This window comes from Synechococcus sp. Cu2B8-bc1011 (assembly GCF_047302735.1).
GTDB lineage: Bacteria > Cyanobacteriota > Cyanobacteriia > PCC-6307 > Cyanobiaceae > Synechococcus_C.
The window spans coordinates 591598-613101 of the sequence record NZ_CP138915.1 but is presented as its reverse complement, the minus strand read 5'-3'; the positions used below and the strand labels follow the sequence as shown (position 1 = coordinate 613101).

Below are 21504 nucleotides of genomic sequence, written 5' to 3'. Positions count from 1 at the left end.
AAGAGCTCGAACAATTAAGCGCAATACACTTATCAAACCAACGAAGATGCTTTTTCACAAGCTACGATTTTGAGTAATCCTACAGTTTCTCAAAAGGAAGCGCAAAAGAGATCCCGCCATTTCCGAAGTCAGCTTATCTAAAAATAACGCTAATAAAGGATCAAGGCAGAGCCATTGACGTGAATTCTTTTCTATTGAATTGTTCAAACAACAAACTCTGAACAGCAGGCCTCAAAAACCCGCATTGGCAACTAGTGCTACCAATAATCCTGGAATTTTAAACTTTGAAAAAGAATTTTTCAAAAACACAATGAACTCTATAACCAGTACAATGCATTCACCTAGCCTTGAATTCTACACTAAAAATTCTCCTCCAGCCCACTACGCTCTGAGTGATACTCAACATGCTTGCTTAATGATCCCAGAAGGTTAAGACGATGTTGGTAAGGATAAGCGCGAGGCTGGGAAATTCTTTGCCAACAATCGACAGAGAAGAGCCAACTGAGATCATAGTTTTCAATAGACTCCTTTTCATTGTCAACAATATCCACTGAAAAGTCATAGGCGGACATTCCATACCTATTAATAACTCCGCCATTTATCGGATGCGAAAGTATTGAATAGAAATGATCAATGACCTCCCCTCGCTCAAATTCTTGGCTCAAAGATTTAAACGGGAGATCGCAGCGATAACATTTACCCTCTTGAACGATTTCGAGGGAAGCATAATAGGCGTGCTTAGTCATGGAGCCGCACCAAACAAGAGTTACGAAAGATTCCAGATAAGCATAGCCGAAACAGCCGTATTTTCCACCGTAGGCTGCAATGTACAGCGGGCGCCAGGAAAATATACTCATACCAAGAGTATTCATCCAGGGTACCTATCTCTCATCAAGACATAGACAATTCAAACCAAACACATCGGGAACTTCTACTTCAAATACATCTTTTGAACTTTAAAAGAGCTTATTTCGAAGACCCAGCAATCCAAAATTCCCTTTGAATCAACACCCTTTTACTAGTTTAAAGCAACTTTTTGACAAGTGGAATAAGGCTTGGACTAGAACTATTCCCACTCAATCGTTCCTGGAGGCTTGCTAGTGATGTCCATTACCACACGATTCACTCCTTTCACCTCATTCACAATCCGATTGGAAATCGCTTCCATCAGGTCATAGGGAAGCCTCGACCAATCAGCGGTCATGCCGTCCTCACTCGACACACAGCGCAGCACGATCGGCCAGGCATAAGTGCGCTTATCCCCCATCACGCCCACTGAGCGAACGGGAAGAAGCACCGCAAACGCCTGCCAAATGTCGTGATAGAGCCCTGCCGCATTCACTTCCTCGCGCACAATCAGATCGGCATCACGCAAACAATCAAGCTTGTCCTCCGTCACTTCGCCCAAGATGCGAATCGCCAGTCCAGGGCCTGGGAAGGGATGACGACTCACGATCTCCTCGGGCAACCCGAGCGTTCGGCCCACTTTACGAACTTCATCCTTAAACAGTTTGCGCAGGGGCTCCACCAACTTGAAGCGCAAATCCTTAGGAAGTCCTCCCACGTTGTGATGGCTCTTGATCTTCACAGCCACACGCTCCCCGGTCTTGGGATCCACGTTGGTACCAGCACTTTCAATCACATCCGGATACAGCGTGCCCTGGGCTAAGTAATCAAATGGGCCAAGACGGCGACTCTCCTCTTCAAAGACGCGGATGAATTCCGTGCCAATGATTTTGCGCTTTTCTTCTGGATCCGTAATGCCATCAAGCTTCTTAATAAACCGTTCTCGAGCATTGATATACTCAACATGAATATTAAACTTACGATCAAAGAACTCCATCAGGAATTCAGGCTCGCCTTTACGCATAAAGCCTTGATCGATAAACATGCAAGTGAGTTGATCTCCAATCGCTTTCTTCAATAAAAAAGCTAGAGTTGAAGAATCCACGCCTCCTGACAGGGCAAGCAACACACGCTTTTGAGCAACTTGGTCACGCACATTTGCCACTGCTTCATCGATAAAAGCCTCAGTGGTCCAATCCGGTTCGCAACCACAGATGTGATAAACAAAATTGCGAATCATCACCATTCCACCGGTGGAATGAACCACTTCAGGGTGAAATTGAACGCCGTATAAGCGTCGCTTGTGATTCGCAATCGCCGCCTCAGGCGTATTCGCTGTATGCGCCAAACGCAGGAAGCCGTCGGGCAAGGCCTCCACAGAATCACCGTGACTCATCCACATCGTGGAGCCACTCTCCACATTCGTGAGAAGTGCAGTGGGGTCATCCACCATGAGCGGAGCCTTGCCGTATTCAGCCTTACCCGTAGCCGCCACCACCTGACCACCAAGCTGCTGAACCATCAACTGCATGCCGTAGCAGACCCCCAGCACAGGGATGCCCAGATCCCAAATCGCTGGATCGCAGAGGGGAGCCTCATCGGCATAGACCGAACTTGGGCCTCCGCTGAGGATGATTCCACGCGGAGCCAAAGCCCTTAATTCTTCAGCGCTGGTGCTGTAGCCCAACACCACCGAAAACACCTGCGTCTCACGAACGCGGCGGGCAATCAGTTCCGAGTACTGGGAACCGAAATCAAGAATGACGATGGCCGGTTTGCGCTGACCTTCGCTCTGGACTGATGACATACCGCACTAGGACCGTCAAAGGAACGGCCTTCCAAACCTTCAGTTCCTTCAGCGTAGAGAAGGATCAAAGCCGGCCTCTTCCCCTTCCGAATGAATGCCAAGTCCGCAGCAGGCGAGAAGGGAGTGTCCTGTCAATCCGGTCCAACGCAACTGACGTTCGCGATCAAATAACGCTGCACCAACCCGCATAGACCAGGTGCCATAACGCTTTAGGTATGCCTCGCTTCGCACTTCAACAGCCTGTGCAATCGCTTGCCAGACCTGATCTGCACTGGTGGAATCGCACTTCTGAAGCTCTTGAAGCGCCGATTCCATAGACGCACAAGCCAGTAGGTCTTTGATCAGATCCACACCGAGTCCCTGCTGCAGGGCAATCGCCGCAAGAACCTCTAATCGACCATCCGCCAAATGGTGGTGGGTATGGAAGATCCCGCCGGCCAATTTGACCAGCTTTCCGTGATAGCCGAGCAACAGGAGGTTGCGAATACCCGCTTCCGCACTGGCCACAAGCAAAGGCCCAATCCAATTCCCTGCCTTAAGCAGAGGCTGTTGATCAGCAAGACCCAGCTGATGGGCGAGATCCAACCCGTTCTCCCCAATCACAAGGGTGAGGGATCCGCAGAAATCGGCTGCTCCCGCAATTGCCTGAAGAGCATCAAGACTGGCGCGCAGCTGATCCGGCGATGCACTCGACTGCACCTCGGCTTGCGTGCCGATCAAGGCCAAGCCGTCCACCACGCCAAACGCTGCATTACTCGTGCGCTGGGCTAATTCGCGGCCGAGCGGAAACACAACTTCCATCTGCAAACATCGACCAGGAGGAACCAGGTCGCGCAGATTGGCCTCCAAGACGCGGCGGGCGAAATCAGAAGCGCAAAGATCACCCTCAGGCCCCTGTCTGCCGATCCCCTCCCCCGGCACGATCTCCAACCAGCCTGTTACCGGTTGACTCCAACGCACCTGAACCCAAATTTCTAAATCTCGAGTGAGATCAAGACCTGGACCTGGGTCGCAGCGGCTGATCGCCAAAGCTTGCTCACCTCCTTGCAAGGGCGCTGCCGATTGAAGCGGCACGCTGAGGGGCTGATCACGACCTGGAATCTGCAGCGATTGTGGAGTGTCGAACGCCTGTCCACACAACACTTTCGTGGCCGCTCGAGCTGCGGCGGCAACCCAGACGGGGAGTGTCAGCCCTTGGGGGGAGTCTGTGCGGGATTGGGTGATACCGAATAGCCAGCGGATCGTTTTTTAGAATGAACGATTGGCGCTCTTCCGGACGTGCAGGACAAGCTCACCCTGATGATCCCCGGACCCACCCCGGTGCCAGAAACGGTTCTGAAAGCGATGGGACGCCATCCCATCGGGCACCGCAGCGGTGAGTTTCAAGCGGTGGTGGAACGAACAACGGCCCAACTGCGCTGGCTCCATCAAACCAACAACGACGTACTGGTGATCACCGGTAGCGGCACAGCTGCCATGGAAGCTGGAATCATCAACACACTCAGTCGTGGAGATCGGGTGATCTGTGGCGACAATGGCAAGTTTGGCGAGCGCTGGGTCAAGGTGGCACGTGCCTACGGCCTTGAGGTGGAGGTGATCAGGGCGGACTGGGGACAACCCCTTGACCCAGACAACTTCCGGACCGTGTTGGAAGCCGACAGTGACAAAACGATCCGAGCGGTGATCCTGACCCATTCAGAAACATCCACAGGCGTGATCAACGATCTTGAAACGATCAGCCGCCACGTCCAAGCCCATGGCACAGCTCTGACAATCGCCGACTGCGTCACAAGCCTTGGCGCCACCAACGTGCCCATGGATGAGTGGAACCTGGATGTGGTCGCATCTGGATCCCAAAAGGGCTACATGATGCCGCCAGGGCTCAGCTTTGTCGCGATGAGTGAGCGAGCTTGGAAAGCCTACGAACGCTCCGATCTACCCAAGTTTTATTTGGATTTGGGTCCCTATCGAAAAACTGCAGCCAAAAACAGCAATCCATTCACGCCTGCAGTGAATTTGTACTTCGCTCTCGACGCCGCGCTGGAGATGATGCAGGCGGAGGGGCTTGAAGCGATTTTTGCCCGCCATGCGCGTCACCGCGATGCAGCACTCGCTGCGATGAAAGCGATCGGATTGACGCTGTTTGCAGCCGAAGGCCATGGAAGTCCGGCGATTACGGCAGTTGCACCTGCAGGAATGGATGCGGAACTGCTTCGTAAAACCATTAAAGATCGCTTCGACATTCTGTTAGCCGGCGGTCAAGACCATCTCAAAGGCAAGGTGTTCCGCATTGGCCATCTCGGCTTTGTTTGCGATCGAGATGTTTTGACCGCCGTAGCTGCCATTGAATCCGTGTTGCATTCACTTGGCTTCCATAAGGGCCAGATGGGTGCGGGACTTAGCGCTGCATCAGCCGTCTTAAGCAATAATTAGAGCAATTAATCATCAACTTGGGCATCGGGCGTGGGATAGGATCACGCCTGTGCGGGTGTAATTCAGCGGTAGAATGTCAGCTTCCCAAGCTGGACGTCGCCGGTTCGAATCCGGTCACCCGCTTAGTCAAGATCTAGGTTTAATCAGTTGCATCACCTGAGGACCGACGGTGCCTGCGCGTCGTTCCTGTTCAAGGGCTTTCAAAATAAAAGATCCTGAAGACGAAACATCGCCTGCCTCGGCCGCAGATTGCGCTTGTTGAAAAAACACATCCGCTTTAGCAAGATGCTCCTGTTTTTGATTGGGAGCAGATTGCACCATCGTTGAAGTTCTATCGAGTACCGAATTCAACACTAAATGGACTTAGATATCAATAGTCTAACGAATGAATGATAAGCCAATCTCAACTCAAGTACCTGGCTCTTCGATGTTGCCTCCAAGTTCAGCAATCTGACCACGAAGCATTTCGCATCTACTGGCATCTCCACGTGTGATTGCAACAGCTAGAGCGAATTCCAGCTTTTCAAGCTGGTGACCACCTTCAAAGAAATTTTGGCAGTTGCGCGAAGTGACTTCGCGCATCGCTGCGGAATTGGTCGATGAATGAGCCATGGATCGCTTTATTCAAATTGTGGCAACCATGGGGATGGGTTAGGCCGCCAAGTCTTGCTCCGAGCACATATCAGAATTGGATTGATCCACCCATTGCGGATCAGAACGCAGTAGCAGGTCTCTGCAGTCGGTCAGCAAACGATCGACCCCATCAAGGCGTTCCATCTCATCTGTAGGCATGGTGTTGACCTCAGACGACTGGCGTTCCAGCTGAAGCTCCAAACTCTCAAGGCGGTTCTCAAGCTTGATCAGCCGTTGAGATAAAGCGTTAAGGGTCTGGGCTACATCCTCAGCGGTACGCGTTATGCGAAAGGAAACGGACTGAGTCATCGCACCAGTAAACAGATATGCCCCGATAACAGCACATCAGAACCACTCGAACCAGACTAAGGATCAATCTGCAGCGTGGTGTTCATGCCCCCACTCACAACGGTGCTCCTCTATCTCCTCGCCGGCACGAGCATGGGATTGCTTGCCACACGCACTGGAATCCCTGCTGCACCACTGGCAGGCGCACTGATCGGAACCGCCATGGTGAGCATGAGTGGACGCCTCGAGGTGGCTCAATGGCCAGCAGGCACAAAGACCTGCCTGGAAATCGCCATTGGCACGGTGATCGGTACAGGCCTGACTAAAACCTCACTCGATCAATTACAGCAATTGTGGAAGCCTGCGGTCTTGATCACGCTCACCCTTGTCCTCACCGGAATCGTGGTGGGGCTATGGAGCAGCAGACTGCTAGGCGTTGATCCTCTCGTCACCCTGCTGGGTGCAGCGCCTGGAGGAATCAGCGGCATGAGCCTGGTTGGAGCTGACTACGGCGTTGGCGCAGCTGTTGCTGCACTGCATGCCGTTCGCTTGATCACTGTCTTGCTCGTCATCCCTGTTGTGGTCAAACTGCTATCACCACTTGGGCTGGGTGATTCCTGACTCGGGCCTAGACAGAGCGATTTGAATCGATAATTTAGTTTCTGATCGCTTCAATCGTCCTGCCATGGCCCGACTGCGCCAGCGCCTTGCGCTCCTCCTCTCTCTGGCCGGTATAGCTGGACTTAACCTGACTCCTTTAGAAGCGATCGCGGGGACACCTGAGGCCGTTAAGGGCGCAAAAATTTATTGTTATATGAGAAGTAGTAATAACGATCACAAGGTCAGCTGGGAAGCGGCTTATGCCTTGATCAAACGCCAAAAAAGCGGAATGTTCAAAACCTCACCAGAACATGCTGCAGTGATGATTACTGAGGCGGTTGTCGAAGATCCAGGTAGCTACCCCGACTGCGGCCAGTATCTCGGGGATCTTTTTGGAGGCAGCAAAGGTTCTGCAAAATCTCTAAACAGCGTCCTCAACTCAACTAATTCGAGCAATTCATCAACGACTTCAGAAACTTCCTCCGACTGGGGAAAAGACGACCGATACAGCTATTGACTCTCCCTTCCATGCGATTCATTCCCATCCTGATGATTGGTGGTTTGCTTCTCACAGGTTTGGGATGCCGCAGCCGATCCGAACCGAAGACCGCGACCGTCTCAGCTGAAACGTCCATTGCTGATTGCATGTCAGATCTTGATCTGAACAAACTCGACCAAGCACTTCAACGTTGCAATGAGGTCGTGGACGCCCATGGAGACAAACCAGCCGCGCTAGCTGATCGCTCGCTTTTGCTCACCCTGATGGGCAAGACCGACCAAGCTTGCGCAGACGTGACCCAAGCAATGGCGCTATTGCGCCAAAACAAGGGATCCACGGATCCAATGGTGGTGCATGAACTGAATATGCGTCATAAGTCCTGCAAGCAGCGGGACACCATCGTTGGCAACGGCTGACGCTCAAGCGTGACGCGACGCGGTCCCAGCAACAGTTCGATCCGTTCGGCTTTGCTAGCCACCAAACCGTCCACGAGCTGATCAGCAAGACCAAGCTGAAGCCAATGGCTGGTCAGCCCTCCTTCCATCCCAATGCGATGGCAACGATCTTCCGCCTGGTCGATGTCCCCAGGCGTCCAAGGCCGCTCCAAGAGAACAACATGCTGAGCGCGGTGGAGCGTAAAACCAAGCCCACCAGCAGCAAAGGTAGCCAAAAGTAAATCGGTCTCCCCAGATTGAAAGCGGTCCACAGCAAGCTGCCGCTGATCAGGTTTCTGCCGGCCTGTTAGCAAAACACCTCCCAGTCGTTCGTGGAGCAGCAACAACGGATCCACAAAGCTGCTGAACAAGACGATCGGCTTGTGCTGCTGCCGCAAACGCTGAATCAACTGTTGCGCAGCTGGCAACTTGAATTCAGCGGCAATTTGCCGCAAAGCTGTGAGGACCGCCAAAGATTCAGCATCAGAACGCACCAAACCCTCCGCCACCCGTTGGCGATAGTCATCGATGACCAACCGAAGGCGGTAATCAAAACCCTTGACCTCCTCAGCGTTGAGATCGATCCCTTCAAACATCCTTCGTTTGGGGGGGAGTTCCAAAACCTGCTGCTTCCGGCGATGCAAAACAAGCGGTCGGGTCAGGCGACGCAGCTCGTCCAATCGACTGGCTCCTGCGGTTTGCCATCGCTGCCGTCCACCTTGCTCGCGGAAATGCCCCTGACAAAACAATTCCTCGTAAGAGTGCTGATCCCTAGCAATGGGATGGTCCATCGCAGCCAGCAAGGGATAAAGCTGATCAGGCCGGCCGTTCTTCATCGGAGTGCCGGTGAGCATCCAAATGGCTCGCAGGCGGGGATGCCGGGCAAGGCGCAGGAAACCCTGAGTACGTTGTGCTTGCAGGGTTTGGGCGTAATGGGCCTCATCCACCAGCAGCAAAGTACCCGCCTCCGGGAGCTCAGACGGAAGTCGCGCCCAGCTGCAAAGGTCCGGCATCAGCTCAAGGGCAGCAGCCTCTCGGCGCCAATGCGAATGCAACCCCACAGGGGCTACTACCAACAAACGCAGCGGCAGGGCACGCAGCAAGGCTCGCGCCGCCAGCAAAACAGTGAGAGTTTTGCCAAGACCCATCTCATCGGCCAGCACCGCCCCGCGCCTCGCTAACAACCAGCGAGCACCCGAGCGCTGGTGAGGCATCGGCAAGCGGCCATCACGCAAACGTTGATCCAGATCCGCGTGCGCGATCAGATCTCGGTGAGGCGGCAGCGGGGGGAGCGGATGACGATGCCAATGCAACCAACGCATCAGCTCCTCATCCACACGGAAGCGCCGCTCAAAACGCTGCAACAAACCCTCAGCTGATGCAAGCGGAAATTCCCAACCCAGCCGAGAACCACGCCAGACGCCCCTCGGGCGAATTCTGCGCATCTCCGCATGAGTTACCGCATCGAAGGGGTAACGGGCCTGCACCAATCCAGACGGAGTCAATCCCAGCGTGCATGCTGTTGGTGATGAAGCCGTGATTCCAATTCAAGGACTCAGACGCTAGTCCTCTACACAGCTCCGAAGCGCGCCGGCCCACACAGCACCCGTGGATAACTGTGCCAATCACGCATCCATTGATCCGGCAAAAACCTGCATGACCATGAAAATGCAGCGTTCGACACGTTGACGAACCCTGCCCTCACGTCAGACTCTCAATAGCTGAGGTGTTGGGATGCACAGCAGGGATGCGGTTTTCCTTGAAGATCTCTGTCCAAAGCTACGAACTCGACGCTGGCGTCAATCGATCCATCTCCACACTGGAAAACGCTGCATTTATTGCGGCAAACCTTCTGAATCCATCGACCATGTCTTCCCCCTGAGTCGCGGAGGCATGAGCGTCACCGAAAATTGCGTGCCCGCTTGCCTGTCCTGCAATGGACGTAAGTCTGATCAGGATGTTTTTGAGTGGTATCGACATCAACGCTTTTACGACCCCCGCCGCGCCATGGCTATCCGCGCCTGGATGGATGGCGATCTGCGCCTTGCCCTGCGATTGCTGCAATGGGCCCAGCCTGAACACAACCAACCGCCCCGCTCCGAAACGCCAAACAAGATTCACTCCGAGAGGGATGACGATCAGAGCTGGGGGCTTCGTACAGCCTGATCACCACACCCGACAGGCCGCCTCAGAGTGATACTGCTGACAGATGGAGGCGCTTTGCTCAGGCCTTTCAGGTGCCAACAACAAAGCTCCTGTCACCAAAGCCGCTGCCAGAAGCGCTGAGCCCGTACGAACCAGCGCCGTGTCTTGAGCCTGTGCATGATCACGACGAGGCACCCGGCTCTGGGGCAGCATGGAATGCCGTGAGGGCGCCAGTGAAAAGGAAGAATCAGCCACAACGAAATTGCAATTAATACGTTTGTACTGATGCTGAACGATCTTGTCAACCGCTGCTCTCCTCTCCCGTCAGACGCGACGCTGTGCATTCTTGGCGCTGGATTCAGCGGAGGGCATCTCGCCAAATTGTCCAAAGCGCTTGGGACGAGAGTGATCAGCACGCGCCGCCGACCGAAAGCCGGCAGTGATGATCTGCCCTTTGACAGCACCAACGGGATGGTGCCCAGCCAAGACGTGCTCGCCTCCGTCACCCATCTGATCAGCACCATCCCACCCACCAAAGAGGGAACGGATCCAGTGCTGTCGTGTCTGGGAGAGCAGCTGCAGAAGCTTCCACTCCAATGGGTCGGCTATTTCTCCACCACAGGGGTCTACGGAAATAGCAATGGCAACTGGGTGGATGAAACCAACGAGCCCCAACCCACTCAACTCCGCAGCCAAAAGCGATTGGACTGTGAGCAACTGTGGCGCAACAGCGGCCTGCCCGTGCAGATCCTGCGACTACCAGGGATCTATGGACCTGGCCGGTCCCCTTTGGCTGCCGTCCACTCAGGCGAAGTCACTCCTATAGATCAACCAGGGCAGATGTTTTGCCGAATCCATGTGGATGACCTAGCTGGAGCCTGCTGGCATCTCATGCATCGAGCCGCAGCAGGACAGCGACCAACAGTGGTGAACATCAGTGATAACAGGCCCGCCTCCCGCCTCGAGCTTCAACGTTTTGCCGCCGAACTGTTGGGATGCAAACTCCCAGCACCGATCCCCTTCAGTGAAGCCCAAACCACCATGAGCCCAATGGCTCTCTCCTTCTGGGCAGACAACCGCAAAGTGAGCAACGCACTCCTGCGAGACGAGCTGGGCTACACCTTTCTGCATCCCGATTATTCAAGCGGTCTCAAGGATTGTTTCGAGGCTGAAGGCTTCAACGGGATGAATCCTGAACCTGAGGCGAAGCCTTAAGCATCGGCAATTCATGCAACGGAAGCGGCTTGTCTGAACCGGTTTCAATGAGTCCTGCATCATCGAGCAACCGCTGCCACTGAACTTCAATCCAACCCTTCCTCAACGCCGTCCCCAACCCGTAAAGCAATAACCCCAGGAGCAACCAGCGCAGCATGTCCTTCTCTCATCCCTCCTCTGACGCTACCGACCGCCTGGTGATTGCACTCGGTGATCCTGCTGGAATCGGCATGGAAGTCACGTTGAAAGCCCTCGCCGACCCTCGACTACCCGATGGACTGAACCCACTCGTCGTTGGCTGCCGAACAACGTTAGAGCAGACGTACACCAGGCTCAAAGCCCAACAGTGCCCCCTACTGATGGATCCCAGCGATCTCGACATTGACGATCTACCGATCCATGACCCAATCACCCCTGGGACACCAAGCCCTGAAAGCGGCGCATCCAGTTTTCGCTGGCTGAGTCATGCCGTCTCGCGCGTGAGAGAGGCGCACACACTGGCTTTGGTCACAGCACCCATTGCAAAACATGCCTGGCATGCCGCAGGACACAACTATCCAGGCCAAACAGAACGTTTGGCAGAACTCGACAATGCGCGTCAAGCCTCAATGCTGTTCACAGCCGTCTCACCGAACCATGGCTGGAGGCTGAACACCCTTCTCGCCACAACGCACATTCCACTGCAGGAGGTTTCCACTGCACTCACCCCCGACCTCATACTCCGCAAGCTGGACGTGCTCAGCGAGTTCTGTCTGAGATTCAATCCCAACCCACGCTTGCTTGTTGCTGGCCTCAATCCCCATGCTGGAGAACAGGGGCGCCTTGGCAGCGAAGAAACCAACTGGCTCATCCCCGCACTCCAGGAGTGGCAGCAAAACCATCCCCAGATCAATTTGAGCGGGCCTCTGCCTCCTGACACCTGCTGGCTCAGCGCTGCCAAGGCCTGGCAGCAAGGAGGTCAACAGGACTCACCGGATGGGATCCTTGCGTTGTATCACGACCAAGGCTTGATCCCCATGAAGCTGATGGCCTTCGATGAGGCCGTGAACACCACGCTCGGCCTGTCGTTCCTGCGCACCTCACCAGACCATGGAACCGGTTTCGATATCGCAGGACAGGGGGTGGCGAGATCGACGAGCATGGTGGCAGCAATTCGGGCCGCCTGGGACCTCAGACGGGCTTAACCCGCATCAACACCTGACCGAATTCAACAGGGGTGCCGTTATCCACCAGGATTTCAACCACCTCACCAGCCAGCTCAGATTCGAGCTCATTCATCAGCTTCATCGCTTCAAGAATGCAGATCGTTTGGCCAACGCCAATGCGGGTCCCGATCTCTACAAACGAAGGCTCTCCTGGCGCCGGAGCCCGATAGAAGGTCCCCACCATGGGGGCCGTCACTTCCAACAAATCTGAGCGAGATCCAGCTGCAGGCGGTGGAGTCCCGGCAGATAATTCAACAGCAGGACTCTCCGGCGGAGGAGCGACCGGTGCAGATGCCACTGGTGCCAATGGTGCAGCCACTGTGGTCACCGGTAGGTTGCGACGCACTTCCAGGCGGAAGTCGTCTCCCTCCAGGCGGAATTCCTGAATATCGCTCTCGACGAGAGCGGCAAGCAGGGTGTGAAGTTGATCGTGGTCGAGCTGCATGATTAACCGTTCTCCCGTCCCAGATAGGTGTCATTGCGAGTATCAACCTTAATTTTCTCGCCGATCGATAAAAACAGGGGAACCATCACCTGAGCTCCGGTTTCCAAGATGGCAGGTTTCGTCCCACCGGTTGCTGTGTCTCCCTTCACACCGGGATCGGTCTGAGCGATCTCCAACACAACCGAATTCGGCAATTCCACTTCCAAAGGCTTCTCATTCCAGGTGACGACGTTCACCTCCATGCCCTCCTTGAGATATTTACGACTCTCTCCGATCTGTTTCGCGGTCAGACGCGTCTCTTCATAGGAGGACATGTCCATAAAGACGAAATCTTCGCCCTCCATGTAGGTGTGTTGCAGGGTCGACTTCTCGAGCAGAGCCTGGGGAAGCATCTCTCCAGCTCGGAATGTTTTCTCCACCACACTGCCGCTTTGAACGGACTTGAGCTTGGTGCGGACAAACGCAGACCCCTTGCCTGGCTTGACATGCAGAAACTCGACAACACGCCAGACAGCACCGTCCAGCTCGATTGTGGTGCCGGTGCGAAAGTCGTTGCTGGAGATCATTCCCGCGGAACGTTTCAGTGGATCATACGGCTGTGCCAAAGTCCTGACAGCACCTGGGGTTCTCCTTGGCTCACCGCCGTCTGACCGCTCTGCTTCTTGCCTGGCTAGCCGCCTTTGGCCTCTGGCTTGCCAAACCAGTCTGGGCAGGCCTGCCTCAAGGCAATGCCGTACAGGATCCTGCGGCAATCCTGCGCGATTCATTGCCGATGAATCAAGAGGATCTTCGCGAGCTTCAGCATCGTTTGGAATCCACCAGTACCGATTTGCGTGCCAAGCGCTGGAGTGCTTTGGGACGCACGGTGAGCCGCACCCAGAAACTGGTGGCCACCCGCGGCAACAGCATTTTGGAGGCCGTTCCTGAGGATCAGCGCAGTGAGGCTGAGCTGCTCCTCAACGAGGTGCGCGCTGACCTTGTCAAGCTTCAGGAGGAGACGGATGCCAACGACCGGGATGGATTCATCCAGATCCGTCGCGACACTCTGAGCCGGGTGGGTGATCTCGAAGCCTTGTTGATCGACGATCGTCTCCCTGACATTCCCTCCGAATTCGATGCCTTGCCACGACTGGCCGGACGGGCAACCGTGGTCATCGAAACGACCCAAGGAAACCTCACTGCCGTTGTGGATGGCTACAACGCTCCTCTAACAGCAGGCGCCTTTATCGATCTCAGCCTGAAGGGCTTCTATGACGGTCTCCCCTTCAATCGCGCCGAAGATTTCTACATCCTGCAAACCGGCGACCCGGAAGGTCCTGACATCGGCTACGTGGACCCAAAGACCAAAAAAGAGCGACACGTTCCCCTAGAAATTCGCGTTCCAGGCGAACCCGACACCCTCTACAACGAAACATTTGAGGACGTTGGCCTATTCAAAGCAGCCGCAGTCCTTCCCTTTTCCACCCTTGGGACTCTGGGTTGGGCGCATTCCGATCAAGCCCTTGACGATGGGTCGTCGCAATTCTTCCTGTTCCTCTACGAAGCAGAGCTAACGCCTGCGGGCCTAAACCTCGTGGACGGACGGAATGCCGCCTTCGGCTATGTGGTGGATGGCTTTGATGTGCTCGAAGAACTGGGCGTTAACGACGGAATCAAACGCATCCAGGTGATCGAAGGCGCCGATCGACTCCAAGATCACGCCTGATGCTGCCGTGAGCATCACGCTGGCCGAACTCGGAGAAACAAAGCTGCTGGAACGTCTGGCCCGCTTTGCACCTCCCGGCCAGTTCAGTGACGACACAGCCTTGCTAACCCATGATTCCAGGGCATTGCTGGTGAACACCGACGTGATGGTCGAGGGTGTTCATTTCAGTGATGCCACAACGGCTCCTGCCGATGTGGGTTGGCGTGCTGTGGTCGCCAACCTGTCTGATCTAGCGGCCAGCGGCTCCGTGCAGGTCGAGGGGATCACGGTTGGCCTGGTTGCCCCTGGCACCACGCCATGGTGGTGGGTCGAAGAGCTCTATCAGGGCATCTCAGAAGCCCTCGAGCGGTTTGGTGGGACTCTGCTGGGAGGTGACTGCAGCACCGGCAACCAACGACTGCTCTCGATCAGTGCGTTTGGACGACTCGGACCGTTACGACTGCATCGGGCACTGGCACGACCTGGTGATCTGCTGATGAGCAGCGGCCCCCATGGGCTGAGCAGACTTGGACTGGCAATCCTGCAAGACACACCGCGACCCAGCCCACTCTCTCTTCCACCCGCGCTGAAAGAGCAGGCGATTCGATGCCACCAGCGACCGTGGCCAAGATTTGATGCCCTTCAGACCCTGTTGGCCTGCAAACCCGAGCAGCTTCCCTGGAGAGCCGGTGGGACCGACAGCAGCGATGGCCTACTCGCTGCAGTGGAGAGTCTCTGTCGAAGCAGTGGCTGCGGCGCCGTTCTGCACAGAGATGCCCTCCCTCGCGCCGATGCCTGGCCCTACGAGGAGGCATGGGATCGCTGGTGCCTCAATGGCGGCGAAGATTTTGAACTGGTGCTGAGCCTGCCTCCTGAGTGGGCTGAATCCTGGACACTGCATCAGCCTGAAAGTCGATGCTTCGGCACCATCACCACCGATAAAGGCAGGATCATCTGGAACGACGATGGTGCGTTGCTGCAGCCATCTGGGTTCTCCCATTACAGCTAAAAGGGCGCACAAAAAAGCCCTCCACGTGGGGAGGGCATGAACTTAGATCTCTTCGAACCTGAGGGTTACTTCCAACCTTTGGCAACAACCTCAGCCAAGTCGACAACGCGCTGGCTGTAGCCCCACTCATTGTCGTACCAAGCAAGAATCTTCACAGCCTTGTCGCCCATCGCATAGGTGAGATCAGCGTCAAAGATGGTTGATTCGTTCGTACCGGCGTAGTCGGTGGAAACGAGGGGCAAGTCGGTGTACTTGATGATTCCCTTCATGCCGTTTTCAGAGGCACTCTTCATGGCAGCTTTGACCTCCTCAACACTTGGGCCCTTGGATGTGCCAAAGGTCAGGTCAACAGCGGACACATTCGGAGTAGGCACGCGCATGGCGAAGCCAGTGAGCTTGCCCTTCACTTCGGGGTACACCAGGGCAACAGCCTTCGCTGCACCCGTTGTGGTCGGCACCATGTTCAGTGCTGCTGCACGGGCACGACGCAAGTCGCGATGGTTGTTATCCAGAATTCTTTGGTCACCGGTATAGCTGTGAATGGTGGTCATCAAGCCCCATTCCATGCCGAAATTCTGATCCAGAACCTTGACAATTGGCGCCAGGCAGTTGGTGGTGCAACTGGCGTTGCTCAGAATGTCCCAATCTTCGTGGCGGTACTGATCGTCGTTGACTCCAACCACGAACGTGCCAACCCCAGCACCCTTACCAGGAGCGGTAAGAATCACCTTCTTGGCACCAGCCTTGATATGCATGCTGGCCTTTTCGTCGGTGTTGAACACACCGGTTGATTCGATCACCAGATCCACACCCCATTCCTTCCAGGGGCAATTGAGGGGATTGCGATCGGCGAAGAATTTGATTTCCTTGCCATTGATGAACATGGAGTCATCAGTGGTTTTGATATCCACTGATGGGTCCAAACGACCCAAGATCGAGTCGTAGGTGAGTAGGTGGGCGCTGGTCTTGGGATCAGCCGTGGAGTTCATGCCCACGATTTCCAGACCAGTGTCAGCACCGCGGCTGATCCAACCCCTCAGCACATTGCGACCAATTCGGCCGAATCCATTGATGGCAACGCGCAGGGTCATGGCAGAAATAAAGCGGTCTTACCGCGTAGGGGGTTTTGGCCGCCGATCATACAGAATTTATTTGGAAATTCCTTCTATTGATCTGCTGAAAAATTGAATGGAATGACCTTCAAGCAGTTGGCCACAGGGAAAAGCTGGATTATCGTTTGCCCTCACGTTGACTCCCCTTGGCCGATTCGATCCAGCCCCAGAAGCACATTCACTTCATTGGGATGGGCGGAATCGGCATGTCGGCCCTGGCTCTGATTCTCGCTGAACGAGGCCATTCCGTCAGTGGATCCGACCGGAAACTCACACCTGCAATGCAGGCCCTTGAGAGCAAAGCACTCGCCCTATTCGAAAGCCAGGTCTCGAAGAATTTTGCCCATCTCCAATCACGCGGCATCGAAGCGCCCTTGGTGGTAGTGAGTACGGCCATACCCAGCACCAATCCAGAGCTGATCGAAGCGCAGCGCTTGGATTTAACGATTTGGCATCGCTCCGACCTCTTGGCCTGGTTGATCGAACAACAACCCGCTATTGCTGTTGCTGGTAGCCATGGAAAAACCACCACAAGCACTGTGGTGACCACACTCCTCGCCACGGTTGGCGAAGACCCCACAGCGGTGATTGGTGGTGTCGTTCCTTGTTACGGCAGCAACGGGCACACCGGTCATGGTCGTCTCCTTGTGGCAGAGGCAGACGAATCCGATGGATCACTGGTGAAGTTCAAAGCCAGTCTGGGGATCATCACCAATCTCGAACTGGACCATACAGACCATTACCGCAATCTCGACGACTTGATCGAGACGATGAAAACCTTTGGCCGCGGCTGCAAACGCCTACTCATTAATCACGACGACCCAATTCTCAAAGAACACTTTGAAGCTGATGCCTGTTGGTCTGTTCATCAGGTGGAGACAGCGGATTACGCCGCTTTACCTGTGCAACTCGATGGTGATCGCACCATCGCTGACTATTACGAGCAGGGGCATCGGGTTGGTCAAATCACCCTTCCCCTTCCTGGCCTCCACAACCTGAGCAACGTTGTGGCAGCTTTGGCGGCTTGCCGCATGGAAGGGGTTCCCATCGATGCGCTTTTATCGGCTGTAACTGAACTGCGTTCCCCAGGACGCCGCTTTGATTTCCGGGGGGAGTGGCAGGGCAGACAAGTCGTGGATGACTATGCCCATCACCCCAGCGAAGTGCAAGCAACATTGACCATGGCCCAGCTGATGGTGCAAAGCGGCCGAAGCCCGTTGCCACACACACCCAAACGCCTTCTCGCTGTTTTCCAACCACACCGCTACAGCAGGACAGAAGAATTTCTCGACGCCTTTGCTCAAGCACTCGTGTCCGCTGAAGTCCTCGTTCTTGCTCCGATTTATGGAGCCGGAGAACAACCGATCGAGGGCATCAATAGTGAGCTTCTAGCGCGCACCATTCGGCTGATTGATCCCAATCAGCCCGTCTTTGTAGCTAGCACTATGGAGCAGCTCACAGGTCTGGTGAAACAGCACAGTCGGCCTGATGACCTGATCTTGGCGATGGGTGCTGGTGATGTAAACAGTCTCTGGGAACGACTTTCTAAGAAAGGAATTGGAGGAGAGGCGTCATGTTCACCGGCGATCGCGGCCTGAATGACCTTCTCGAGTCCGGGGTCCTCCAACAGCAGGTGTGCCTCGCGAACTTCACCACATGGCGTGTAGGAGGTCCAGCTGAATGGTTGGCCGAACCCAGCGATGCTGAGCAATGTCTCAGGCTTCTCCAATGGGCCCAAAAGGAAGGTCTGAAGACGCGAGTGATTGGAGCCGGATCGAACCTGCTGATTGCTGACGCTGGTCTTCCCGGTCTCACACTGTGTATGCGCCGACTCCAGGGCAGCCAACTGGATGCCGAATCAGGGCTGGTGAAGGCTTTAGCGGGTGAACCACTGCCAACGCTTGCCAGGCGCGCAGCCAGGCTTGGATTGCATGGGCTGGCATGGGCCGTTGGCATCCCTGGAACCGTGGGTGGGGCCGCAACCATGAACGCCGGTGCTCAAGGCGGCTCAACAGCCGACTCCCTGACCTCGGTGGAGGTCATCGATCGATCGCTGACGGACACGGTGAGGTCCACAACGAGGCTCAGCAATGCCGATCTCGCCTACGACTACCGACACAGCCTTCTTCAAGGCAGCGAACACTTGGTGATTGCAGCGCAGTTCCAATTGGAGCCCGGCCACGACGCCAAGGAGTTGCTGCGGAAGACCAGTGGCAATCTCAGTCATCGCACCACCACCCAGCCTTATCAATGGCCAAGCTGCGGAAGTGTGTTTCGCAACCCAGAGCCTGAAAAAGCTGGTCAGCTCATCGAGGGCTTAGGGCTCAAGGGGAAACGGATCGGAGGCGCGGAGGTCTCAGCGGTGCATGCCAATTTCATCGTCAACGTTGGCGATGCCAAAGCGGATGACATCCGCGCCTTGATCGACTTAGTTCAAGCTGAAGTGGAACGGAGACACGGAATCACTTTGCATCCTGAAGTGAAACGCTTGGGCTTTCAAACGACCGATTAACCTTCGCGTCACTGCATTGGTGTCATGGCAGGGTTTGGACTTCCCAATTTCGGACAACTCACTGAGGCATTCCGAAAGGCCCAACAAATCCAGCAAGACGCGCAAAAACTGCAAGAGGAACTCGATGCCATGGAGATCGAGGGCAACAGTGAAGACGGTCGAGCCAGCATCTGGTTGTCTGGCAATCAACAGCCATTAAGAGTGCGACTGGATCCATCCCTCTTGAGCGAAGGACAGGAAGCCACAGAAACCGCCACACTCGCCGCCTTGCAATCGGCCTATGAGCGCTCCACCGGAACGATGAAAGAACGCATGGAAGAGCTCACAGGCGGACTCAATCTCAACCTCCCCGGGATGGGCGGCTGAGACCTAGAAGTTCCTCCACAGCTCGCCTGTAAATCGGATAGCGCTCCCAATCGCGGGTGACTCCGCATCCAGGTTCATCACGGTGCAAACAATCCCGAAAACGGCACGGATGATGCTCGAGCTGAGCTCGTAATTCAGGAAACAAAACCTCAAGGTTCCTGGGGTCGTCTGGCAACTCTGGCCGGTTAAAACCAGGCGTATCAGCAACCCGTGCCTGAGCGCCCAAGCGATGCAATTCCACATGCCGGGTGGTGTGACGTCCACGCTGAAGCCGTCCTGATACGGCACCGATCCGCAAATCCAGCTCTGGGATCAAAGCGTTCAGCAATGAGCTCTTCCCAACTCCTGAGGGACCGCACAGCACTGACAGAGACGATCCCGCAAGGCTTTGTTTCAGCTTGGAGAGCCCACGACCGCTGCACGTCGACACCAACAGCGGAGGGTACCCCCAGGCCTGGAGGCGCTCGCGCAGCCGCTCCAATGCCTCCGGATCTAAGAGATCGGTTTTCGTTAGGACCAGCTGCACCACCAGTGAGGTTCGCTCTGCGGTCAACAGAAAACGACTGGCCTGGTCGGGATCAAAAGCAGGTTGATCCACCGCCAATGCCACGACCACCGTGGTGGCATTGGCTACTGGCGGGCGTGTCAGAAAACTGACGCGAGGTTCGACATGAGAGACCACCGCACGGGCATGACTCACATCAATGGCTTCCACCCTGACGCGATCACCGACATAAACAGCCTCACCGCGATGGCTCAAACGCGTGCGCCGAGTGCACAGCAGTCGTGAGGGAATCACCTCAGAAACCTGATCCAGCTCCACCTCTAAGTAATTGGCCTGGAGCGCAACAACCATGCCGGACTGAGCCGACTGATCAACCACCACACACCACCTGAAGACGCACCCAATCTTTGGATTCGTCCGTCACCTCCACCTGATGACCATCCCGAGTCAGTCCTGGGATGACCATCTCCTCAGGCTCACCTCGATCGAGATCAACCTGAAGCTGCTGCCCGGGACGCATGGCCTCCAAGGCCAAACGGCAACGAATGAAATTGGTTGGACAGGGAGTGCCCCTTAGATCCAGAGAATGATCGGGTTGGGCATCACTCATCCGTCAGCGTTGCCCGAAGAGTCGTGCAAATAGGCCACTCTTGTGGTGATGGTGCTGTTCGCCACGGGCTGAATGGTGTCCAGCCAAATCTTCGAGGAGACCGCGTTCCTCATCGTTGAGACGGGTCGGCAATGTCACCGTGACGGAGATGCGCTGATGACCACGGGCCACTGGATTGCCCAGCTTGGGGATCCCCTTGTTTTCAAGCGTTAAAACCGAATTGGGCTGGGTACCTGCAGGAATCTCCAGCGATTCGGGTCCATCCACCGTTTCCACCTCAATGGTGTCTCCCAGGATTGCCTGCAGATAACTGACCTTCACCTCCGAGAGGACAGTGAGGCCATCACGCCTCAGGCTCGGATGGGATTTAACCGTGAGAAAGACATACAAATCTCCGGATGGACCGCCACGCAGCCCAGCATTGCCCTCACCGGAAACCCGCAAGCGGGTGCCCGTGTCGACCCCAGCAGGAATGTTGATTCGCAATTTCTTACGGACTTGCGTGACGCCTTGACCACCACAGGAGCTACAAGGGTCAGCAATCACCTGGCCAGTGCCATTGCAACTGGGGCATTCAGCCACCTGCTCAAAATTCCCAAACGGAGTCCGAGTGGCGCGACGCACCTGCCCAACTCCGCCACAGGTGGTACAGGTTGTCGGACCACTGCCTGCTTTGGCACCACTGCCACCACAGGTGGTGCAGGTCTCGAGGTGGGGGATGCGAATCTCCCGCTCTTGACCGAAGACAGCCTGGTCAAAATCAATCGTGAGGTCGTAGCGCAGATCATCTCCCTGTTGAGGACCTCGCCTGCGCTGACGCCCTGCCCCACCAGCAGCACCACCAAACCCACTGAAAAAGGTTTCGAAGATATCTGCAAAGCCACCCATATCGCCCATATCGGGCATGCCACCGCCACCACCGAGCCCGGCCTCACCGAACTGGTCATACCGCCCGCGGGTTTGGGGATCGCTCAGCACCTCGTAGGCGCGACCGATCTCCTTGAAGCGATCTTCAGCTCCGGCGTCTTTATTGATATCAGGGTGATATTGGCGAGCCATCCGCCTGTAAGCGCGCTTCAGGGTGTCGGCATCTGCATCCCTGCTTACACCAAGTAAGTCGTAGTAATCGGCCATCAGCTCGTCATTCCGCTGCGCA

27 protein-coding genes and 1 tRNA gene are annotated in these 21504 nt (G+C 55.5%); 13 read left to right on the top strand and 15 right to left on the bottom strand.

Annotation, left to right across the window (positions count from 1 at the left end; all coding sequences use genetic code 11):
• Positions 1-359: 359 nt before the first annotated feature.
• The 3 genes from SIC18_RS03160 to cbiD form a co-directional block, all read right to left on the bottom strand.
• A complete protein-coding gene (locus tag SIC18_RS03160) occupies positions 360-872 on the bottom strand; it encodes a hypothetical protein (protein WP_413430134.1) in 513 nt (170 codons plus the stop codon).
• A 194-nt stretch (positions 873-1066) separates the two neighbouring features.
• Complete coding sequence (gene guaA / locus SIC18_RS03155) at positions 1067-2653, bottom strand: glutamine-hydrolyzing GMP synthase (protein WP_413430133.1); 1587 nt, start codon at positions 2651-2653, stop codon at positions 1067-1069.
• Between the two features lie 48 nt (positions 2654-2701).
• The gene (gene cbiD, locus SIC18_RS03150; protein WP_413430500.1) at positions 2702-3877 is read right to left on the bottom strand and encodes a cobalt-precorrin-5B (C(1))-methyltransferase CbiD; all 1176 of its coding nucleotides are present in this window, start codon (positions 3875-3877) and stop codon (positions 2702-2704) included.
• Between the two features lie 54 nt (positions 3878-3931).
• Here cbiD and SIC18_RS03145 point away from each other — a divergent pair, with 54 nt between their 5' ends.
• Positions 3932-5086 carry a pyridoxal-phosphate-dependent aminotransferase family protein gene (locus SIC18_RS03145; protein WP_048347632.1) on the top strand — a complete coding sequence of 385 codons (1155 nt, stop codon included), beginning with the start codon at positions 3932-3934 and terminating at the stop codon, positions 5084-5086.
• Between the two features lie 51 nt (positions 5087-5137).
• Positions 5138-5209 (top strand) — tRNA-Gly (locus tag SIC18_RS03140).
• 3 nt (positions 5210-5212) lie between these two features.
• On the opposite strand, the gene SIC18_RS03135 is transcribed toward SIC18_RS03140, so the two are convergent.
• From SIC18_RS03135 to SIC18_RS03125, 3 genes are read right to left on the bottom strand one after another with little or no spacing between them, the layout of a single operon-like run.
• Positions 5213-5440, bottom strand: coding sequence for a hypothetical protein (locus SIC18_RS03135; RefSeq protein WP_413430132.1), 228 nt, complete (start codon positions 5438-5440; stop codon positions 5213-5215).
• A 54-nt stretch (positions 5441-5494) separates the two neighbouring features.
• Positions 5495-5698 carry a hypothetical protein gene (locus SIC18_RS03130; protein WP_048347630.1) on the bottom strand — a complete coding sequence of 68 codons (204 nt, stop codon included), beginning with the start codon at positions 5696-5698 and terminating at the stop codon, positions 5495-5497.
• Between the two features lie 39 nt (positions 5699-5737).
• Positions 5738-6028, bottom strand: coding sequence for a chemotaxis protein (locus tag SIC18_RS03125; protein ID WP_048347629.1), 291 nt, complete (start codon positions 6026-6028; stop codon positions 5738-5740).
• An 84-nt stretch (positions 6029-6112) separates the two neighbouring features.
• On the opposite strand from SIC18_RS03125, the gene SIC18_RS03120 reads away from it, so the two are divergent.
• The 3 genes from SIC18_RS03120 to SIC18_RS03110 all read left to right on the top strand — a co-directional run bounded on the left by SIC18_RS03120 (position 6113) and on the right by SIC18_RS03110 (position 7522).
• Complete coding sequence (locus tag SIC18_RS03120; protein ID WP_048347628.1) at positions 6113-6628, top strand: AbrB family transcriptional regulator; 516 nt, start codon at positions 6113-6115, stop codon at positions 6626-6628.
• 64 nt (positions 6629-6692) lie between these two features.
• Positions 6693-7124: a DUF6554 family protein gene (locus SIC18_RS03115; protein ID WP_413430131.1), complete on the top strand. Its 432-nt coding sequence runs from the start codon at positions 6693-6695 to the stop codon at positions 7122-7124.
• 11 nt (positions 7125-7135) lie between these two features.
• The gene (locus SIC18_RS03110; protein WP_413430130.1) at positions 7136-7522 is read left to right on the top strand and encodes a hypothetical protein; all 387 of its coding nucleotides are present in this window, start codon (positions 7136-7138) and stop codon (positions 7520-7522) included.
• Here the strand turns inward: SIC18_RS03110 and SIC18_RS03105 are convergent.
• Positions 7477-8985, bottom strand: coding sequence for a DEAD/DEAH box helicase (locus tag SIC18_RS03105; RefSeq protein ID WP_048348406.1), 1509 nt, complete (start codon positions 8983-8985; stop codon positions 7477-7479). The two genes, SIC18_RS03110 and SIC18_RS03105, sit on opposite strands and share 46 nt — an antisense overlap.
• A gap of 289 nt (positions 8986-9274) precedes the next feature.
• On the opposite strand from SIC18_RS03105, the gene SIC18_RS03100 reads away from it, so the two are divergent.
• Positions 9275-9706 (top strand): HNH endonuclease, encoded by a 432-nt coding sequence (locus SIC18_RS03100; protein WP_413430129.1) that lies wholly within the window; start codon positions 9275-9277, stop codon positions 9704-9706.
• Here SIC18_RS03100 and SIC18_RS03095 read toward each other — a convergent pair whose 3' ends face one another.
• Positions 9707-9898: a serine protease inhibitor gene (locus tag SIC18_RS03095; protein ID WP_413430128.1), complete on the bottom strand. Its 192-nt coding sequence runs from the start codon at positions 9896-9898 to the stop codon at positions 9707-9709.
• A gap of 72 nt (positions 9899-9970) precedes the next feature.
• On the opposite strand from SIC18_RS03095, the gene SIC18_RS03090 reads away from it, so the two are divergent.
• A complete protein-coding gene (locus SIC18_RS03090) occupies positions 9971-10900 on the top strand; it encodes an SDR family oxidoreductase (protein ID WP_413430127.1) in 930 nt (309 codons plus the stop codon).
• Here the strand turns inward: SIC18_RS03090 and SIC18_RS03085 are convergent.
• Entirely contained in the window at positions 10863-11057 is a 195-nt protein-coding gene (locus SIC18_RS03085; RefSeq protein ID WP_048347622.1) for a hypothetical protein, read from the bottom strand. The two genes, SIC18_RS03090 and SIC18_RS03085, sit on opposite strands and share 38 nt — an antisense overlap.
• On the opposite strand from SIC18_RS03085, the gene pdxA reads away from it, so the two are divergent.
• Positions 11056-12084, top strand: a complete 1029-nt coding sequence (pdxA, locus tag SIC18_RS03080; RefSeq protein ID WP_413430126.1) for a 4-hydroxythreonine-4-phosphate dehydrogenase PdxA — start codon at positions 11056-11058, stop codon at positions 12082-12084. The genes SIC18_RS03085 and pdxA overlap by 2 nt on opposite strands.
• On the opposite strand, the gene accB is transcribed toward pdxA, so the two are convergent.
• Positions 12071-12550: an acetyl-CoA carboxylase biotin carboxyl carrier protein gene (gene accB, locus SIC18_RS03075; RefSeq protein ID WP_048347620.1), complete on the bottom strand. Its 480-nt coding sequence runs from the start codon at positions 12548-12550 to the stop codon at positions 12071-12073. The two genes, pdxA and accB, sit on opposite strands and share 14 nt — an antisense overlap.
• 2 nt (positions 12551-12552) lie before the next feature.
• The gene (gene efp, locus SIC18_RS03070; RefSeq protein ID WP_048347619.1) at positions 12553-13116 is read right to left on the bottom strand and encodes an elongation factor P; all 564 of its coding nucleotides are present in this window, start codon (positions 13114-13116) and stop codon (positions 12553-12555) included.
• Between the two features lie 65 nt (positions 13117-13181).
• Here efp and SIC18_RS03065 point away from each other — a divergent pair, with 65 nt between their 5' ends.
• On the top strand, positions 13182-14255 hold the full coding sequence (locus SIC18_RS03065; RefSeq protein WP_048347618.1) for a peptidylprolyl isomerase: 1074 nt from the start codon (positions 13182-13184) through the stop codon (positions 14253-14255).
• A gap of 7 nt (positions 14256-14262) precedes the next feature.
• Positions 14263-15243 (top strand): thiamine-phosphate kinase, encoded by a 981-nt coding sequence (gene thiL, locus SIC18_RS03060; RefSeq protein ID WP_413430125.1) that lies wholly within the window; start codon positions 14263-14265, stop codon positions 15241-15243.
• A 65-nt stretch (positions 15244-15308) separates the two neighbouring features.
• Here thiL and gap read toward each other — a convergent pair whose 3' ends face one another.
• Positions 15309-16334, bottom strand: a complete 1026-nt coding sequence (gene gap, locus SIC18_RS03055; RefSeq protein ID WP_048347616.1) for a type I glyceraldehyde-3-phosphate dehydrogenase — start codon at positions 16332-16334, stop codon at positions 15309-15311.
• A 212-nt stretch (positions 16335-16546) separates the two neighbouring features.
• Here gap and murC point away from each other — a divergent pair, with 212 nt between their 5' ends.
• The 3 genes from murC to SIC18_RS03040 are packed head-to-tail and all read left to right on the top strand — an operon-like array spanning position 16547 to position 19233.
• A complete protein-coding gene (gene murC, locus SIC18_RS03050) occupies positions 16547-17953 on the top strand; it encodes a UDP-N-acetylmuramate--L-alanine ligase (RefSeq protein WP_413430499.1) in 1407 nt (468 codons plus the stop codon).
• Positions 17929-18867 (top strand): UDP-N-acetylmuramate dehydrogenase, encoded by a 939-nt coding sequence (murB, locus tag SIC18_RS03045; RefSeq protein ID WP_413430124.1) that lies wholly within the window; start codon positions 17929-17931, stop codon positions 18865-18867. Before murC ends, murB begins: the two co-directional genes overlap by 25 nt.
• A 24-nt stretch (positions 18868-18891) precedes the next feature.
• Entirely contained in the window at positions 18892-19233 is a 342-nt protein-coding gene (locus SIC18_RS03040; protein WP_048347613.1) for a YbaB/EbfC family nucleoid-associated protein, read from the top strand.
• Here SIC18_RS03040 and rsgA read toward each other — a convergent pair.
• From rsgA to dnaJ, 3 genes are read right to left on the bottom strand one after another with little or no spacing between them, the layout of a single operon-like run.
• Positions 19208-20089 carry a ribosome small subunit-dependent GTPase A gene (rsgA, locus tag SIC18_RS03035; RefSeq protein ID WP_048348405.1) on the bottom strand — a complete coding sequence of 294 codons (882 nt, stop codon included), beginning with the start codon at positions 20087-20089 and terminating at the stop codon, positions 19208-19210. The two genes, SIC18_RS03040 and rsgA, sit on opposite strands and share 26 nt — an antisense overlap.
• Positions 20090-20108: 19 nt before the next feature.
• On the bottom strand, positions 20109-20348 hold the full coding sequence (locus tag SIC18_RS03030; RefSeq protein ID WP_048347612.1) for a sulfurtransferase TusA family protein: 240 nt from the start codon (positions 20346-20348) through the stop codon (positions 20109-20111).
• Between the two features lie 3 nt (positions 20349-20351).
• Positions 20352-21482: a molecular chaperone DnaJ gene (dnaJ, locus tag SIC18_RS03025; protein ID WP_048347611.1), complete on the bottom strand. Its 1131-nt coding sequence runs from the start codon at positions 21480-21482 to the stop codon at positions 20352-20354.
• Positions 21483-21504: the final 22 nt, after the last annotated feature.